Source organism: Carnobacterium jeotgali MS3, assembly GCF_000745125.1.
Taxonomy (GTDB): Bacteria; Bacillota; Bacilli; order Lactobacillales; family Carnobacteriaceae; genus Carnobacterium_B; species Carnobacterium_B jeotgali.
In genome coordinates this window covers 464,729-481,075 of sequence record NZ_JQNF01000003.1, presented here as the reverse complement: position 1 = coordinate 481,075, position 16,347 = coordinate 464,729, and the positions used below count along the sequence as shown (strand labels likewise).

13 protein-coding genes are annotated in these 16,347 nt (G+C 35.6%); 8 read left to right on the top strand and 5 right to left on the bottom strand.

The window, feature by feature from the left end; all coding sequences use genetic code 11:
- Positions 1 to 48: 48 nt before the first annotated feature.
- From BP18_RS02380 to BP18_RS02370, 3 genes are all read right to left on the bottom strand, one after another.
- Positions 49 to 951 (bottom strand): VOC family protein, encoded by a 903-nt coding sequence (locus BP18_RS02380; RefSeq protein ID WP_029276504.1) that lies wholly within the window; start codon positions 949 to 951, stop codon positions 49 to 51.
- Between the two features lie 179 nt (positions 952 to 1,130).
- Positions 1,131 to 2,168, bottom strand: coding sequence for a lactonase family protein (locus BP18_RS02375; protein ID WP_029276506.1), 1,038 nt, complete (start codon positions 2,166 to 2,168; stop codon positions 1,131 to 1,133).
- A 176-nt stretch (positions 2,169 to 2,344) separates the two neighbouring features.
- On the bottom strand, positions 2,345 to 4,474 hold the full coding sequence (locus BP18_RS02370) for a CDP-glycerol--glycerophosphate glycerophosphotransferase (RefSeq protein WP_035050210.1): 2,130 nt from the start codon (positions 4,472 to 4,474) through the stop codon (positions 2,345 to 2,347).
- Between the two features lie 217 nt (positions 4,475 to 4,691).
- Here BP18_RS02370 and BP18_RS02365 point away from each other — a divergent pair, with 217 nt between their 5' ends.
- Both BP18_RS02365 and BP18_RS02360 read left to right on the top strand, forming a co-directional pair.
- Positions 4,692 to 5,051 (top strand): PTS glucitol/sorbitol transporter subunit IIA, encoded by a 360-nt coding sequence (locus BP18_RS02365; protein ID WP_007720767.1) that lies wholly within the window; start codon positions 4,692 to 4,694, stop codon positions 5,049 to 5,051.
- A 34-nt stretch (positions 5,052 to 5,085) separates the two neighbouring features.
- On the top strand, positions 5,086 to 6,282 hold the full coding sequence (locus BP18_RS02360; RefSeq protein ID WP_029276507.1) for an AI-2E family transporter: 1,197 nt from the start codon (positions 5,086 to 5,088) through the stop codon (positions 6,280 to 6,282).
- Positions 6,283 to 6,464: 182 nt separating this feature from the next.
- Here BP18_RS02360 and BP18_RS02355 read toward each other — a convergent pair whose 3' ends face one another.
- Together BP18_RS02355 and BP18_RS02350 are read right to left on the bottom strand one after the other, a co-directional pair.
- Positions 6,465 to 7,643, bottom strand: coding sequence for a M20 family metallopeptidase (locus tag BP18_RS02355; RefSeq protein WP_029276509.1), 1,179 nt, complete (start codon positions 7,641 to 7,643; stop codon positions 6,465 to 6,467).
- 155 nt (positions 7,644 to 7,798) lie between these two features.
- The gene (locus BP18_RS02350) at positions 7,799 to 8,422 is read right to left on the bottom strand and encodes an NAD(P)H-dependent oxidoreductase (RefSeq protein WP_029276512.1); all 624 of its coding nucleotides are present in this window, start codon (positions 8,420 to 8,422) and stop codon (positions 7,799 to 7,801) included.
- Between the two features lie 231 nt (positions 8,423 to 8,653).
- Between BP18_RS02350 and BP18_RS02345 the strand changes: the two genes are divergently transcribed.
- The 6 genes from BP18_RS02345 (at position 8,654) to manA (ending at position 16,346) form a co-directional block, all read left to right on the top strand.
- On the top strand, positions 8,654 to 10,375 hold the full coding sequence (locus BP18_RS02345; RefSeq protein ID WP_007720756.1) for an ABC transporter ATP-binding protein: 1,722 nt from the start codon (positions 8,654 to 8,656) through the stop codon (positions 10,373 to 10,375).
- Complete coding sequence (locus tag BP18_RS02340) at positions 10,375 to 12,234, top strand: ABC transporter ATP-binding protein (RefSeq protein WP_007720753.1); 1,860 nt, start codon at positions 10,375 to 10,377, stop codon at positions 12,232 to 12,234. Before BP18_RS02345 ends, BP18_RS02340 begins: the two co-directional genes overlap by 1 nt.
- A gap of 73 nt (positions 12,235 to 12,307) precedes the next feature.
- Positions 12,308 to 12,922, top strand: a complete 615-nt coding sequence (locus tag BP18_RS02335; protein ID WP_029276515.1) for an MBL fold metallo-hydrolase — start codon at positions 12,308 to 12,310, stop codon at positions 12,920 to 12,922.
- Positions 12,923 to 13,340: 418 nt separating this feature from the next.
- The gene (locus BP18_RS02330; RefSeq protein ID WP_029276517.1) at positions 13,341 to 14,198 is read left to right on the top strand and encodes a VOC family protein; all 858 of its coding nucleotides are present in this window, start codon (positions 13,341 to 13,343) and stop codon (positions 14,196 to 14,198) included.
- 155 nt (positions 14,199 to 14,353) lie between these two features.
- Positions 14,354 to 15,376, top strand: coding sequence for a serine hydrolase domain-containing protein (locus BP18_RS02325; RefSeq protein ID WP_029276519.1), 1,023 nt, complete (start codon positions 14,354 to 14,356; stop codon positions 15,374 to 15,376).
- A 25-nt stretch (positions 15,377 to 15,401) separates the two neighbouring features.
- Complete coding sequence (manA, locus tag BP18_RS02320) at positions 15,402 to 16,346, top strand: mannose-6-phosphate isomerase, class I (protein ID WP_007720741.1); 945 nt, start codon at positions 15,402 to 15,404, stop codon at positions 16,344 to 16,346.
- The last annotated feature ends 1 nt before the right edge of the window (position 16,347 follow it).

Here is a 16,347-nt window from a genome sequence, read left to right as displayed (position 1 = left end):
AGTTTAATAAGAGACACGCGTTCGCGAAATCCTTTTAATCTGTTTATTTTAAAAATTCCCCAATTGAGCTTCAATTGCTCCTCGTTTATTTTCTAAAAATGGGGGGAGTGCAAGTGTACTTCCTAATTCTTCAATCGATTCATCTAGTGTAAATCCAGGTATCTCTGTAGCTATTTCGATTCGCAACCCATTTGGTTCTTTTAGATATAAGCTCTTAAAATAACCTCGTTCAACATATTGTTCAATGGGTAATTTCTGCTGTAGCGCTTTTTGATACAAACGTTCAAGCTCTTCAGGTGAATGAATAGTATAAGCAATGTGATCGATTGTTCCTCTCCCCATGCGTGATAAAGCAGTACTAGAGCTAGCAGAAACTGTTGTAAAAACACCTTGTTGAGTGTCTTGAACTTGCTTGTTTTGACTGGTTAAGGGCAATCCTAAAAATTCAGTTAAAAAAGAGACGGTTTCATCTGGGCGCTCAACTTTAAGTAAGACGTCAAAAATACTAATAATTTGGTTGTTCGGTGTAATATCAGAATGTTTCGTTGCATTTTCTAGAGAAATCACTTCATCAACTTCTATCAAAGAAAGGGGAAATTGATCTAGATCTTTAAACGTTAAGGACTGTTTGTCTCGGTCCACTGTAGTCTGAATCGAAAAGCGGGCTAAACGAGATTCCCAATAAGCTAGGCTGCCTTTAGGAATTTTCAACGTAACTGTTGAAAAATAAGAGTTCTCATTATAAGCACTACCGACAGTCTTTAATACAAAAAAAGTCAGCAAAGTTCCCGGATTTCCTTGATAGTCGCCATAAAACAAATGTCGAATGGATGTATTTTCTTGATTGACGGAATTTTTAACAAAACGTAAACCAAGAATAGTGGTATAGAAAAAGTGGTTTTCTCTAGCAGAATTGGTGAACGCAGAGACATGATGGAGACCTTTGATCATTTGAGGTAGGCACCTTTCAAGCGATAAATTTTGAATGGATAAGAAACGATAAATCAACTATAACACAACGATAATTAGCTTACAATAAATAAGTTTAATTAGAGATAAATTATATCGAAATAAATAACTAGACTAATCAGAACCTAGTTACAAGTTCTGATTAGTCTAGTTAAATCGTTTTATTCAAAAGTAACGCAAACACATTCTGGAGCATAAACATCTTTTTGAAGCAGGGATAAAAGACCAGTTTCTGCATTCCGTTCAAATAAAGTAAGCTTATCTGAAGATTGATGACCAACTACTACAAATTGTTCAGTAGGGTCTAATGCAAAGTCACGAGGGGTATCTCCTTCAGAAGCAATCAATTGAATCCGTTCAATTGAATCGCCGTGTTCATTTATAGCGTAAACCGCAATTGAGTTGTGACCACGATTTGAAGAGTATAAAAAGCGACCATCTTCAGTAACACGTACTGCTGATCCACTATTGAAAGTTGTATGTGTGTCTGGAATAGAAGAAACGGTTTGAACTGTTTTAAATGAACCATCAGCAGCATTGTAAGCTAATACAACGATCTCACTAGTTAATTCTCCAACAAGATAAGCAAACTTACCATTTGGATGGAAGACTAAATGACGAGGACCAGTTCCTGGATTAGCTTTATACGTAACCGCTAAATCTAACTTGCCATCTTCTGATACTTTATAGGTGTAAACTTTATCTGTTCCTAAATCACAAGCGACCACGTAATTACGATCTGGTGTAAGATTCATGTAGTGAGCGTGAGCTTTTTCTTGATTCTCATGAACACTTGAACCGTCATGTTGTTTAACATCGGTTAACGTTAAGCTGCCGTTTGTATCAGTTTTGTAAACAGATACAAAACCGTCATGGTAACTTGTTGTGTAGACAAGTGAACGGTCTGCATCATAGGCAACATAACAAGGTGGTGCAGCATTTTCTTCAATTAATTCACTTATTTTTTCAAATGTTGCGTCTGAATTTTTCTTGAAAGCAGCAATTCCACCGCCTTTTTCTGTTTTACTGACAGCGTAAAGAATGTCTTTTTTATTAGATAATGCTAAATAAGTAGGGTTGCCAATTTTTGCAACTAGTTTAGCTTCTTCTAAACGTTTCGTTTCAGTGTTTAATACAATCTCATAAATTCCTTCACTATTTCCTTTAGTATACGTTCCTAAATAAATGGTTTCTTTCATTATAAAGCCTCCTCAGTATGTTGTAACAGTTTTCATTTTTAAGTATAGCACTTGCTGAAGAAAGAATTAAAGGAAAAAGCCACATTTTATAAAAAAAATGGCTTTTTCCTTTAATTTGGTGGTAGTAGACTTTGGCATCACTAAATTTATCTATTAAAACTAAAAAATATAGAGCTTCATTTAGAAGGAGCATTTTTATTTCCATAAAGAAGAGTTGAAATAGCTTCATAAATGCGTTGATTCGCTTGTGAGTCATGATAGTAAAGCAAAGCATCTGCTTTTTGTTGATTTTTACGTGTAACGTGAAATTGATTGATTCCTATTTGTTCTAACAAGTGGATGAGACTTTCTTCAGAAGTTGTAATTTCACCAGGTAATTCATTTAGATACGTATAGTTAGAATTAAACGGTTCTTCAGAAGCGAGTGTTTTAATATCCGGCTGATAAAATAGTACTGGTTTGAAAAGAAAACTAAAATCAAAAGCAATTGGGTCTGCATCGGTAATTAAAATTTTACTATCTTTAATTAATTGTTGAACGTCTTCTTGACTTTGAAGGACTAGCGTACAATTTGTATCAGAGAATGCTGCTACATAATGAAGCATGGAAGAAGGGAGAGCTATTATCACTTCAAGCTGGTAATGCTGAACAAAATCTAGAAAGACAGGGTTCTGTACCAACGAGATAAAAGCTTGAGCCATGTGTTCAATAACATCAGATTGATAGTATAGACCAGAATCGTGATTCATTGGAAAAATGAGTACTTGTTGTTTGGTAGCTGTATTGGTTTCGTCTTTTAAAAGTTCGTCAAAACGGGGTAATCCTGTAATAGAAAGTTTAGTTTCTGGAAATTTAAGTGTTTCAATTGCATAACGCTTTTCGGTTTTAGAACTAACAAAAAATAAATCAGCTTTGAATTGCTTAGAATGGTAAGCCAATGTTGTTTGGACATTTTGCAAGCCTAGTACATTTTTTGGTAGAAGAATTTTTTTAGCAGCCAACTCATCTAACCACAAGGGGTTGCGTGTTGGCATAATAGCATAAGGTTCTTCCGTTGTAATTAGTAATTGAGCCATCAACAATGTCCAGATGTATTTTTTTGATTTATAAATCAAAAGATGATCTTCATCTAGAGCTGCTGCTTTAGCATAATCCGGTGACAAACGGTCAATGACATAATAAATCTCTTTTTCTGGATACTGTTGTCTTAGGTAGCGGTAAAAAAGCCAACCATTATTTTTAGCTTCCATAGGCGTTTCGCCAATGATCCAAATGTCTCGTTTGCTATAAAATGGACGCAAGATGGGAGCGAAAGGAAGTAGTTCTTTCATGTATTCAAAGGTTTCTTTTTCAAAATTAGTTACCGAAAGAATGAAATTATTCGATTGACCGGTAAAGTTAGGAGCTAATAACAAGGTCTTTTTTCCATAAGAATAAGAAAAGTAGTTGTAATTTTTTTTGGCATTTGCTTCGCTAGGATTAGAAACACGAATAACAGTCGGCTCAAAAAAACCATTTAGATACAATTCAAAATACAAATCAAAATCTTCATCATTGGTATTGCTAAAAAGCAATTCGTTGGCACATTCAGCTAAATCTAAATTGATTTGGTAATCATAATAGTGAAGATGAGTGACATCCGTTGAATCGGTCAATTGATGATCGGAGTGAATGAGTTGACGATGACCAAATTTCCTACCAACCAGAATAGTATCGATTCGATTGATTTGGTTAGCCTTTGTGGTAATTGTACCAGCAAGAGTTAACGTGCTTTTTGTCAAATTGATCGAATCTATTTTTGAATCTTGAATGAACCGGACACTGCGGACAGGAATATTAATCGTAAAACAAAAACCTTGCGACTTTCTACTAAAATAAGGGTACAGATGATGGCCGTTTTCTTGCACTTCTGTTAGCCCATAGGATTCATAATGATTAAAACGGTTAAGCGACAAAGGCTCATCTTTTTCAATTTGTTGATCATCGATTAAATACCGAAGAGTAAAATAGAACTCAAAATGTTCCTTTGGATCCACTGGTACATGCTTTTTAATAAAGGAACGTATATTAACTGTGAATGAATATTCTTCATTGGTAACCGTACCCTTAAACGAATATTTTTCTCCAGTTTCTCTATGTAAAATAAAAAATTCTTTAAATTCTGTTGGAAAATCTTTTGTTAAAGTGATTGTAGTCATTAAATCATCATCGTGTTTTTTTATTATTAATGAAGGATGACGAAGTTCTTTTATTTTATTTTCAGCTTGTTCTATTTGTAAGATCTTTTTATTATTAGTAGAATTCATAAAGTCTACCTCCATTATTGGATAGTTTATCTCAATTTATCATACCAGTCTATCCAACAGGTAGCAATCAGTATGGGTATTTTTTTAATGAATGAAGCCGTTTTTCTTGTTTCAGCTAATTACTTGAAGCTGGATAGCATTTACCACCCTTTAAAAGAGAGAATATGGTAAACTAAACAAGAATAAAGGAATTTGAAATAAGAGAGGAATGGATAATATGTTAGTTGGAACAGTAACTGCAATCGGAGAAAATGCCATTAGCAAAAAGGACCCGATGATTATTTTATTTGGAGAACAAGCTACAGAAGAGATTCGTACAGTAGCCATTATTCAATCTTTTGAAAATGAAAAAGAAATAGTAAAATTAAAACCGGGTCAAACTATTTCTTTTGATGAAAAAATATATACCATTAAAACCGTGGGAAGTTTAGCGAATGAAAATTTGAATACAATTGGTCACGTGACACTTTCTTTTTCAGAAGTTCCAGAAGATGATCGGATTGAAAGTGGCATTTATTTGACGCCATATGAGTTGCCAGAATTAACGATTGGGACTAAAATTAGTTACAGCAATTAATAGCAAATTTTATAAAGCCAGAGGGGATGGACGTATGGGTGAAGAAAAAATAAAAGTAAAAACCATCGAAAAAGTAACCTGGTTTTGGAAATGGGTTTTGAACAATAAAGTAGTTTCTATTTTATTCATTTCGCTTTTGATTTTCTTGAATCTATTAATATTTTCAAAAGTTGCGCACTTGTTTTCACCAATTGGAGATTTTTTGAGTGTAATTGGAATGCCAATTATATTTGCAGGAATCTTGTATTACCTGGTTAATCCTTTGGTTGACTGGATGGAACGGAAAAAAATTCCACGTGTGTTAGGAATAGCTTGGATTTTCATTGTAATTGGTGCTTTAATTGTATGGGGTATCACTACATTGATTCCAATTATCCAAGAACAAACGATTAGTATTATTGAAAATTGGCCTATCTATTGGGATAATATTGTTTCTCAAATAGATAGTTGGCTAAGAAGCGATGTGCTATCTGAATTTCAGACACGATTGACTGATTTAAATGCGAACTTATTATCTAACGTTTCAGATCAAGCCAACAGTGTCCTAGATACAACTTTTACCAGTATTGGAAGTGTAGTTGGGGCGTTGACCAATGTTGTGATTGCAATCATCACGATGCCTTTTATTCTCTTTTACTTATTAAAAGATGGAAAAAGTCTGCCTTATCATGTGATGAAAATGATACCATCAAAAATGAGAGGTGGCACCTATCGCTTATTAACTGAAATCAATACACAAATTAGTCAATATATACGTGGACAGTTAATGGTAGCTTTTTTTGTCGGACTTATGTTTTGGATAGGATTTGCAAGCATTGGATTAGAGTATGCTGTAACATTGGGTGTATTGGCGGGCTTCTTGAATTTAATACCTTACTTAGGTTCGTTTTTAGCTACTGTACCTGCAATTGTAATTGCTTTAGTAGATTCTCCAAGTATGTTAATCAAAGTTCTAATCATTTTTGCTATTGAGCAAACGATTGAAGGAAGAGTTATTCAACCGCAAATACTAGGGAATAATTTAGAAATTCATCCGCTAACGATTATCATCGTTTTGCTTTCTGCTGGAAAAATATTTGGTGTTCCAGGTGTTATTTTGGGCATTCCTGGGTACGCGATCTTAAAAGTTATTGTTGTTCATTTCTTCAGATGGTATAAGGACTATAGTGGATTATACGAAAGTGATGAAAATCCCGCTCCACCACCTGTTGAAGTTGTTAGCAAAAAATAAAAAAGTTAGAAAAAGTCTTATACCGATTTCAAACGGTATAAGACTTTTTTAGTCTGAAGTTTTAAAGGCAAGTTTCTTATAGGCTTCCAATGATCCGGTAGATTTGTACAAGCAAAGTGAATTTTTCTATAAAAAGTTCTTCTAAAACAGCCGCTGTATTGGTTGAGTAATTATTTTTCACTTTATTTGCTTGTGGTCCCTAAAAATGCCAAAGCAAATTCTATATGCCACGCGGCACCTAATTTTAAAATATCTTCATCCAGTTCAAAGTGATCATCATGAGGAGCATAAGTAGTGTTTTTTTCTTCATTGTAAATTCCAATGATGCCATAAACACCAGGAGCATCTTTTAAGTAATAAGAAAAGTCCTCGGAATTCATTGCTCTTGGAAACTCTGTAACCTTATCTGAACCAAATACTTTCATTCCAGCAGTAGTAGCAATTTTTGCTAGAGCAGCATCATTTTTTGTTGGGGGTGTACTCGGCTCAATCGTTACATCAACAGTGATTTCATACATCTCTGCAAAATGCTGAGCGTGGCGCTTTAAGGCTTCATGAGTAAGGTCCCGGCTAACTTCATCAAAGTAACGCATCGAAATATCCATTGTTGATTTTTTGGGAACAATATTCGCTTTAGTTCCACTAGTGAAACGACCGATATTAAAGATGACTGGGTTTCGTGAATCGACGTTTTTAGCAATGATTTGTTGTAAATCCAGGGCAAATTGAGCTGCCGGAGTGAAAGAATCTTTGCCTAGTTGGGGAGTTCCGCCATGGCCAGATTTGCCGGTGAAAGTGACATAAATAGTATCACATCCTGAGAATAAGTCACCAGGTCCTGAATAAAAAGACCCAGACGCAATCGTATTGTAATTGTGCATACCGAACACAGCATCGACTCCCTCCATTCCTCCATCAGCTACAATTTTTTTAGCTCCTTCAAAAATTTCTTCTGCTTCTTGGAAGAAGATGCGTACTTCACCATCAAAAGTATCCTTAACTTTATTCAAAATTTTTGCAGCTCCCATGGCCATTGTAGTGTGAGCGTCATGACCGCATGCGTGCATCACACCAGGATTAGTTGATTGGAAATCCAAATCTAAATCTTCATTAATCGGTAACGCATCAATATCTGCACGCAAAGCAACTGTTTTTCCAGGATTTTTGCCTTTTATTGTAGCAATTGTTGATGTTTTTCCTACTTTTCTATAAGGAATGCCAAATTCTTCCAATTTAGCAATGATTTTTTCTTGTGTTTTAAATTCATGCTCACTCAATTCTGGTTCTGAGTGCAATAATCTGCGGAATTCAATCAATTGTGCTTCTATTTTCGTTGTCTGTTCTAAAGCTGTCTCTCTCATTTGTTCATTCCTTCTTTCTATGTGTGGAGTAGTCATCTTAATTTTAGTGTAGCTTTTTTTAAGCAATGCTACAAAAGAAAGGAACTAAATACAAAAAAACTGACAAGAAAATCCGTTACAGGCTTTCTTATCAGTTTCAGTTGATAAAGTCGTGTTTAAAATGTTTTTCCTAAGGCAGTAGCTTTTTCTATTCCTTCAGCCATAATATCTGCTGCTTTGTCAGGTGCATAATCCATACCTTCAACAAATAATTCTTGGAAATCAGTGATACCGATGTAATTTAAAATCGTTTTTAAATATTGATTGGCGGGGTCTTTTCCACCATAAACGCCACCATTTGCTTGAATATGAAGAACTTTTTTGTCTCCAGCAAGACCAACAGCTTCGCCTTTTTCGTTGTATTTAAAGGTTTTTCCACCAACAGTAATCGTATCTACCCAAGCTTTTAAGCGAGCAGGAACATTTAAGTTCCATAATGGATTTGCAATAACAATTTTATCAGCAGCCAAAAATCCGTCTGTGTAGCCATTAAATAAGGTTATTTTTTGTTGTTTAGCTTCAGATAATTCATCAAAAGCAACTCCACTGCCAAGTTCAGACCAAGCTTGTAATAAGTCGCGGTCAATATCTGGAATAGCTAAGTCATATAAATTAATGTCTTCAATGTGATCTTCAGGATGACTTGCAACATATGAGTTTACAAAAGCATCTGTAACTTGCATAGAACGAGAAATCTCGCTATCTAATGGATGGGCACGAACAATTAATAATTTTGTCATAAATGGAATCCTTCTTTCGACTTTTTTGAGAACCTTTTCTTTAGTGTTCCTTCAATAATAGTACTAAAGTTGCACTTAAACAGCAAGATACAAATTCACTAAGACAATAGATCTCGAAAAGAAGTTGCAGATATTTGAAAAAGGGTCAGTTGTCCCATATAATTAATAGATGACTTAAAAAAAAAAGAAATTAGAGATCAGGCATTGAAAACAACTCGAGGAGGAAGCTAAATGATCAAACTAGCAAAAAAATTAAATTACTGGGCTGTTTTCGGTGCTGTTGTATTTATGATTATCCAAGTGATAGGAGATTTGTATCTCCCTACACTAACAGCGGATATTATTGATAATGGCGTGTCAACAGGGGATGTAGACTACATTATTTCTGTAGGAGTGAAAATGTTAGGCTTTTCTCTTCTTAGTATTGTAGCAGCTATTATAAATGTGTACTTCGCTGCACAACAGTCGCAAAAATTAGGAAAAACATTGCGTAGCGAGATTTATCGAAAAGTAACGTATTTTTCTAATGATGAAATTGACAAATTAGGAACATCTTCATTACTCACACGAACAACAAATGATGTTGAGCAGATTCAATTAGTCACGATGATGATGTTGAGAATGATGATCATGGCTCCAATCATGCTTATTGGGACAGGTCTATTAGCGTATAATCGTGAACCGAAATTAGCTGAGATTTTCATTTATATCATTCCTATATTAGCTATTTTTATTGGTATTATTATGTATTTCGCCGTTCCTTATTTCAAATCGCTTCAAAAGAAAACAGACCGTTTAAATCTAGTTTTTCGCGAAGGATTAACAGGTGTCCGTGTTATCCGTGCTTTTAATCGCAATGATTCTGAAACAAAACGTTTTGATGAAGCCAATAAAGACTATGCGAATACCTCAATTAAAGCACAGACCATTATGAGTTTTATGCTGCCAATTATGACGTTGATTATAAGTGCAACAAACATTTCAATCATTTGGTTTGGTGGAGAATATATTAGTGTTGGGGATATGCAAGTTGGAAATTTGGTTACTTTTATGACATATGCAATGCAAATTCTAATGAGTGTTATGATGCTAGCAATGGTGTTCGTCTTTATTCCTCGTGGGCAAGTTTCAGCAGCGCGTATCAATGAAGTGCTAGCCATGGAAAGTAAGATAAAGGACCCCGAAATCCCATTGACGGTTCAAAAAGAAAACGGTAGTTCATTATCTTTTGAACAGGTTACTTATCGTTATTCAGGAGCAGAAAAACCAGCATTGGAAGGCATTGATTTTGAAGGCAAGAAAGGTGAAGTCATTGCCATTATTGGTGGAACGGGTTCTGGTAAATCAACTATTGCGAATTTAATCACCCGCTTTTATGACATTGAATCAGGAAGTATCAAAATCAATGGCGTAGATATACGACAAATGAAACAAACCGAACTGCGCAGCTTTACAGGCTATGCGCCTCAAAAAGCATTATTATTTACCGGAACGATTCGTGAAAATATGCAATATGGAAAACCGGACGCAACAGATGAAGAAATATGGCATGCTTTAGAAATCGCTCAAGCCGCCGACTTTGTATCAAAATTACCTAAAGGTTTAGATGCAGGGGTCGAACAAGGCGGCGGGAACTTTTCTGGTGGACAAAAGCAACGCTTAAGTATCGCTAGAGCGTTAATCACGAAAGCAGATATATTGATTTTTGATGACTCTTTTTCAGCACTTGATTTTAAAACTGATGTAGCTTTGCGAAAAGCTTTGCTCCCAGAAACAAAGCATGCGGTAGTCGTCATTATTGCTCAAAGAATCAGTTCTGTTATTCAAGCCGATACCATCATTGTTTTAGAAGAAGGCAAAATGGTCGGAAAAGGGACACATGAAGAGTTGAAAAAAACCAATGAAACGTACCAAGAAATTATGGAGTCGCAAATGAAAGAGGAGGAGATGTAATGAGTAAGAACAGTACTGATTCAACAAAGCCTCTTCGTGCTATTAAACCGAAAAATTTCTGGAGAACACTAAGAAGATTGCTTAGTTACATGTCTACTCGTTTAATAGCCATTATCGCTGTGTTTGCCTTAGCTATCATTGCTATTGTATTGCAAACACAAACGCCAAAAATTTTAGGGGAAGCCACAACTGAAATTTTTAATGGGGTAGTCGAAGGAATGAAATTGCGACAAGCCGGGCAATCTGTCGCGGTCTTGCCAATCGATTTTGATTTGATTGCGCGTATCTTATTCACCGTTGCAGTCTTCTATATTCTTTCTGCCATCTTTAGATACTTCCAACAATTTACTATGACTCGTGTAGCTCAGCGGACGGTTTATGATTTACGAAAAGATTTAAAAGCTAAGATGAACCGTGTTCCAATGAATTACTATGATACGCATTCAAACGGAGATATCATGTCTCGCGCAGTAAATGATATGGACCAAATTGCTAATACTCTCCAACAAACCCTTACGCAGTTTGTCAATAGTCTGGTTACCTTTTTTGCTGTTCTGTACATGATGTTGACCATTAGTGGAACCTTAACGTTAGTGACGTTAATCACTGTTCCTATAAGTGCGCTAGTGATTGGATTGATCGCTCCAAGATCGCAAAAGTCTTTTGCGGCGCAACAAAAAAGTTTAGGAATCTTGAACAATCAAGTTGAAGAGACCTATTCAGGGCACGTGGTAGTAAAATCTTATAACCATGAAGAAACAGAAATCAAAACATTTGAAGAGAAAAATGATCAACTCTATCAAGCGTCACGAAATGCACAGTTTTTATCTGGACTCATCATGCCGTTGATGGCTTTCGTACGTAACTTAGGGTATCTAGTTGTTGCCGTTGTAGGGGGTGTTTTTGTAGCTAATGGGACAGTAACATTAGGAAATGTCCAAGCCATGTTACAATATTCCAATCAATTCAATCAGCCTATTCGTGAGATGGCCAATTTGATTAATATGATTCAAGCTACAGTTGCTTCAGCTGAACGCGTTTTTGAAGTGCTAGATGAAGAAGAAATGACAGATGAATCAGCTTCTATTCAACCAATACCAAATTCACCATACAAAGTTCAATTTGAGCATGTTCAATTTGGTTATGGTGGAAAAGATGAACCGTTATTGATGAAAGATTTCAATTTAAATGTTGAAGAAGGGCAAATGGTTGCTATTGTAGGTCCAACTGGAGCGGGCAAATCAACTCTAATTAATTTGTTAGAACGTTTTTATGACGTTAGTGGTGGCAGTATCAAGATTGATGGTGTTGATACGCGAGACTTTTCAAGAGAAGAAGTGCGCTCACGTTTTGCCATGGTTCTTCAAGATACATGGTTATTTAATGGAACAGTCCTTGATAATATCCGATACGGAAGCGCAGTATATGGTCAAGATGACGAACGTGTCTACAATTCGGCTAAAGCAGCTCACGTCGATGATTTTGTACGGAAATTACCTCATGGATATGAGACCATTCTTAATGAAGAAGCAAGCAATCTCTCAGCAGGTCAAAGACAGTTAATTACGATTGCACGGGCTTTTCTAGCTGATCCCGAGATTTTAATTTTAGATGAAGCTACGTCAAGTGTGGATACCAGAACCGAAGTATTGATTCAAAAAGCGATGAGGAAATTATTAAAAGGCAGAACTAGTTTTGTTGTGGCTCACCGTCTTTCAACGATTCGTGATGCTGATAATATTATTGTGATGGATCATGGAGATGTAATCGAAACTGGAACTCACGATGAGTTAATGGCTCAAAAGGGTTTTTACGCTGATTTATACAACAGTCAATTTGTCCAACAAGAAGTTGTCTAATCAGTGTCTGTTGTTTTTAGTGAAATCTGCTAAACTACAACTATAGACTGCAATATGAAAAGGAGATCAATATATGACACAAATTGCAAGAATAATAACTGGAAGAATTGAAGAAAATTGTTACGTGGTGTATCAAGAAGGTAAAGCGCTAATCGTAGATCCTGGAGATGAATTTGTTGCGATAAAAAAAGTATTAGATCGATTAAATGTGACACCTACAGCTATTTTATTAACGCATACACACTATGATCATATTGGTGCGTTAGAAGAAGTTAGAAAAACGTATACTATTCCAGTATACGTTAGCGATTTAGAACAAGCTTGGCTAGGTAACGCTATTTTAAATCTTTCAATTAACTCAGGACACCCCTTTACAGCTGAGCCTGCTGAATACGAATTTGAACTATTTAAGACATATGATATCGAAGGATTTCAGTTTAAAGTTGTCCCAACGCCAGGACATTCACCTGGTGGAGTCAGTTTTGTATTTGCTGATTTTGTCGTTTCTGGCGATGCATTATTCAAAGGAAGTGTTGGAAGAACCGATTTAACAGGTAGCGATCCAGCAGCTTTATTAAAAGGGATCAAAGAGCAACTGCTTACTTTGCCGGATGACATGCGAGTTTATCCAGGTCATGGAGATGAAACAACTATTGGCTATGAAAAAAGAACCAATCCCTTTTTTTAAATAAAAAGGGATTTATCAAATAAAAGCCCAAATAAAAAATGATTATTGCCAAAATGGCACTAATCGTTTTTTTGTCTTTTGTAAAAAAAAACCACTTTAGCGGGAAAGCTAAAGTGGAAAGGGTAAGGTTTCTTTTTACTTTGGAGGAGTAAAAAAGAAATATGAAAAAGTTGGTTTGTTGTTTTGGTATATTTAAAGTATAGTAGCCAATTATGAAAAAAGTGTGACGAAAAAACAAAAATTAAGTGAAAACAACTTATTTAGTGATGAATTTGGTGAAAAAATCAAAATCAGGATGCGTTCGGTTAAAAAGACTTGTAAATAAATGGGTTTCCATGTATACTTATTAAAAGTAAGTGAATTTAGCATCTTAAAAAAATAATATAATAAAAGTAAAAATGAAAAGAGGAATAACTAAATGACTTTATCAGAGAAGACCATTATTGGAAAAGTTGTATTGAATGTCGAAAATATGGCGAATATGAAAAATTTCTATACCACTGTTATTGGATTAGACGTAAAAAATGAAACTGAGCAATTGCTGCAATTGGGAGCAGTTGATGATGAGCAAGTCTTGTTAGAATTACAACCGGTTGCTCCAGCTGGAGAAAAACCAAAAGCAACTGGATTATACCATTTGGCCTTTTTATTGCCGACACGTAAAGACCTAGGCGAAATTTTGTATCATATTTTAGTATCAAAATATCCTTTGACTGGTGCAAGTGACCATGGATACAGCGAAGCTTTATATCTAGATGATCCAGAAGGCAATGGAATTGAAATTTACGTTGATAAACCAAAATCAATGTGGGATATCAGAGAAGACGGTCAAATCGCCGGAGTAACTGAACAAATGGATGCAGAAGGTGTCATTGCCGAAGCTAAGCAAGAATTTCAAGGAATGCCTAAAGGAACCTATATGGGACACGTTCATTTATTTGTAGCTGAATTAGAAGAAACCGAAAATTTCTACAAAGATGTTCTAGGATTTGATTTGAAATTCAAGTTTGGACCGCACGCTAAATTCTTCGCAGCAGGTGAGTATCATCATCAAATCGGAGCTAACGTATGGGCAGGGAAAAACATTCCACCCGCTCAAAAAGGCCTAAGAGGGTTAGATTATTTTACGATTATTGTTGCCTCAACAGATGAATTATTACAAGTAAAAGCAAATCTTGATGCAAAAAGTTATGTCTATCAACTAGATGAAGCATCAACAACTCTTTTTTTAGAAGATACGAATGGAATAGCCATTAAAGTTACCACAACTAAATAATTAGTTAGTAAGTCGCCAGCTAGTCTGTCGGCTTTTTTTATTTGTCCTAACTAAGCGACTAAACTCAATGTGGATGTAAATGAGTTGTTCCATTATAATGGATTATGAAGAAATGAATTTAGCATCAATAAAAAAATAGCAGAAAGGATAAGAGGATGTATCCCAAAACAATAAATGTTATTCAACAATTAGTAGAAGACGAAGTCATTCCTGGAGCAAGTTTTGGTTTTATCAAAAATAATGAACAAGCAACGTACCGTGAAGGATTATCTGCTATTGTTCCAAATAGAGAAGCCCTTAAAGAAAATCAGCTGTATGATATCGCCTCGTTAACTAAAGTACTTTTAACAACAACGATTATGTTGCAACTGTGGCAAGAAGAAAAATTGAATCCAGCTGATAAAGTCAGCGATTATTTGACCGATTTTCCCTCTAAAGAAGTAACGCTAAGGCATTTACTGACTCATACTTCTGGAATAGAAGGGTATATTCCCAACCGAGATGCTTTATCCGCTAGCGAGTTGAAAGAAGCTATTCTTCATTTGCCCGTAGGAAAGATTTTTGATAAAGAAGTGCGTTATACAGATACGGGATTCATTTTACTAGGCTTTATTATTGAAGCGATTGAAAAAACTACTCTAGTTAATGTTTTTGCTAACCGAATCAGTGGACCATTGAATTTAAACGATTCATCGTATCATCCTCGCGACAAAGAAATGTGTGTTCCAACTGAATGGAATTCAAAAAGAGGAATGATTAGAGGCGAAGTCCATGATCCAAAAGCGTATATACTGGGAGATCATTGTGGGAGCGCTGGATTATTCTCGACGTTAACGGATTGCTTAACCTTTAGCCAAATGATGCTGAATCAAGGAGAACTAAATGGAAAACGTATTCTTAATCAAAAAACTGTGCTATCATTATTAGGAGATTGGACGCCTACTGGCAAGTTAAACCGGTCTTTAGGATGGGATTTGAAAACTAGAGGCACAAAAAACTATTTGTTTCATACTGGATTTACAGGCACATTTATAGTATTAGATATTTTAGGAAAAGAAGCGTTTGTATTTTTATCAAATCGCGTTCATCCAACGAATACTAATAAATCTGATTACCTTAACCAGCGAGATCGTTTAGTAGAATGTTATTTAACTGAAAAAGAAGCAATGAATCACTAATTGGATTTTAGGAGGAGCAAAAATAATGAATGAACCGTTACTATTAAAACCTGTTTTACAAGAAAAAATCTGGGGTGGCAAAAAGTTACGTGAAGTATTTGGGTATGATTTGCCAAGTGATAAAACTGGAGAAGCTTGGGCAATCAGTGCGCACCCTAATGGACCAAGCTTAGTGGAAAATGGTCCTTATAAAGATATGACGCTAGCTGAAGTTTGGGATCAACATCGTGAAGTATTTGGAAATGCAAAGGGAGAAGTCTTTCCTTTGTTAACAAAAATTTTAGATGCTGCAGATGAGCTATCCGTTCAAGTTCATCCGGATGATCAATACGGTATGGAGCACGAAGGGGAATTGGGCAAAACGGAATGTTGGTATGTCATTGATGCTGACGAAGGTTCAGAAATTATCTACGGACATCATGCTCAAACAAAAGAAGAATTAGAGCAAATGATTCTTGAAGGTAAATGGGATGATTTATTGCGCCGCATTAAAGTAAAAAAAGGCGACTTTTTCTACGTACCAAGTGGAACAATTCATGCGATTGGTGGAGGAATTACGATTCTTGAAACCCAACAATCTAGTGATACAACTTATCGCGTATACGATTATGACCGTAAAGACGATCAAGGAAATTTAAGAGAATTACACGTCAAACAATCTGTCGATGTGACAACAGTTCCACACGTTGATCCGACTCCTGAAATGAAAACGGAAAAACAAGAAGATGCGACCATTACAACTTTTGTGAAAACGTCATTTTTCGATGTCTACAAATGGGAAGTAAATGGAACGACAACCTTTACTGCAACAGCTCCGTACACCCTTGTCAGCGTATTAGCAGGAAATGGTAAATTGATTGTCGAAGCAGGAGAGTATCTATTGAAAAAAGGGACGCACCTAATCTTACCAACTGATATCAAAGAATGGACAATAGAAGGCAATTTAGAAATTATTGCATCAAACAACTAAG

What these genes read in the sequence shown, in the direction of transcription:
- manA (WP_007720741.1), top strand. Translation starts at nt 15,402, where the DNA reads ATGAATGAACCGTTACTATTAAAACCTGTTTTACAAGAAAAAATCTGG.
- BP18_RS02340 (WP_007720753.1), top strand. Translation starts at nt 10,375, where the DNA reads ATGAGTAAGAACAGTACTGATTCAACAAAGCCTCTTCGTGCTATTAAA.
- BP18_RS02380 (WP_029276504.1), bottom strand. Translation starts at nt 951, where the DNA reads ATGATCAAAGGTCTCCATCATGTCTCTGCGTTCACCAATTCTGCTAGA.
- BP18_RS02350 (WP_029276512.1), bottom strand. Translation starts at nt 8,422, where the DNA reads ATGACAAAATTATTAATTGTTCGTGCCCATCCATTAGATAGCGAGATT.
- BP18_RS02360 (WP_029276507.1), top strand. Translation starts at nt 5,086, where the DNA reads ATGGGTGAAGAAAAAATAAAAGTAAAAACCATCGAAAAAGTAACCTGG.
- BP18_RS02355 (WP_029276509.1), bottom strand. Translation starts at nt 7,643, where the DNA reads ATGAGAGAGACAGCTTTAGAACAGACAACGAAAATAGAAGCACAATTG.
- BP18_RS02365 (WP_007720767.1), top strand. Translation starts at nt 4,692, where the DNA reads ATGTTAGTTGGAACAGTAACTGCAATCGGAGAAAATGCCATTAGCAAA.
- BP18_RS02370 (WP_035050210.1), bottom strand. Translation starts at nt 4,474, where the DNA reads ATGAATTCTACTAATAATAAAAAGATCTTACAAATAGAACAAGCTGAA.
- BP18_RS02325 (WP_029276519.1), top strand. Translation starts at nt 14,354, where the DNA reads ATGTATCCCAAAACAATAAATGTTATTCAACAATTAGTAGAAGACGAA.
- BP18_RS02375 (WP_029276506.1), bottom strand. Translation starts at nt 2,168, where the DNA reads ATGAAAGAAACCATTTATTTAGGAACGTATACTAAAGGAAATAGTGAA.
- BP18_RS02330 (WP_029276517.1), top strand. Translation starts at nt 13,341, where the DNA reads ATGACTTTATCAGAGAAGACCATTATTGGAAAAGTTGTATTGAATGTC.
- BP18_RS02345 (WP_007720756.1), top strand. Translation starts at nt 8,654, where the DNA reads ATGATCAAACTAGCAAAAAAATTAAATTACTGGGCTGTTTTCGGTGCT.
- BP18_RS02335 (WP_029276515.1), top strand. Translation starts at nt 12,308, where the DNA reads ATGACACAAATTGCAAGAATAATAACTGGAAGAATTGAAGAAAATTGT.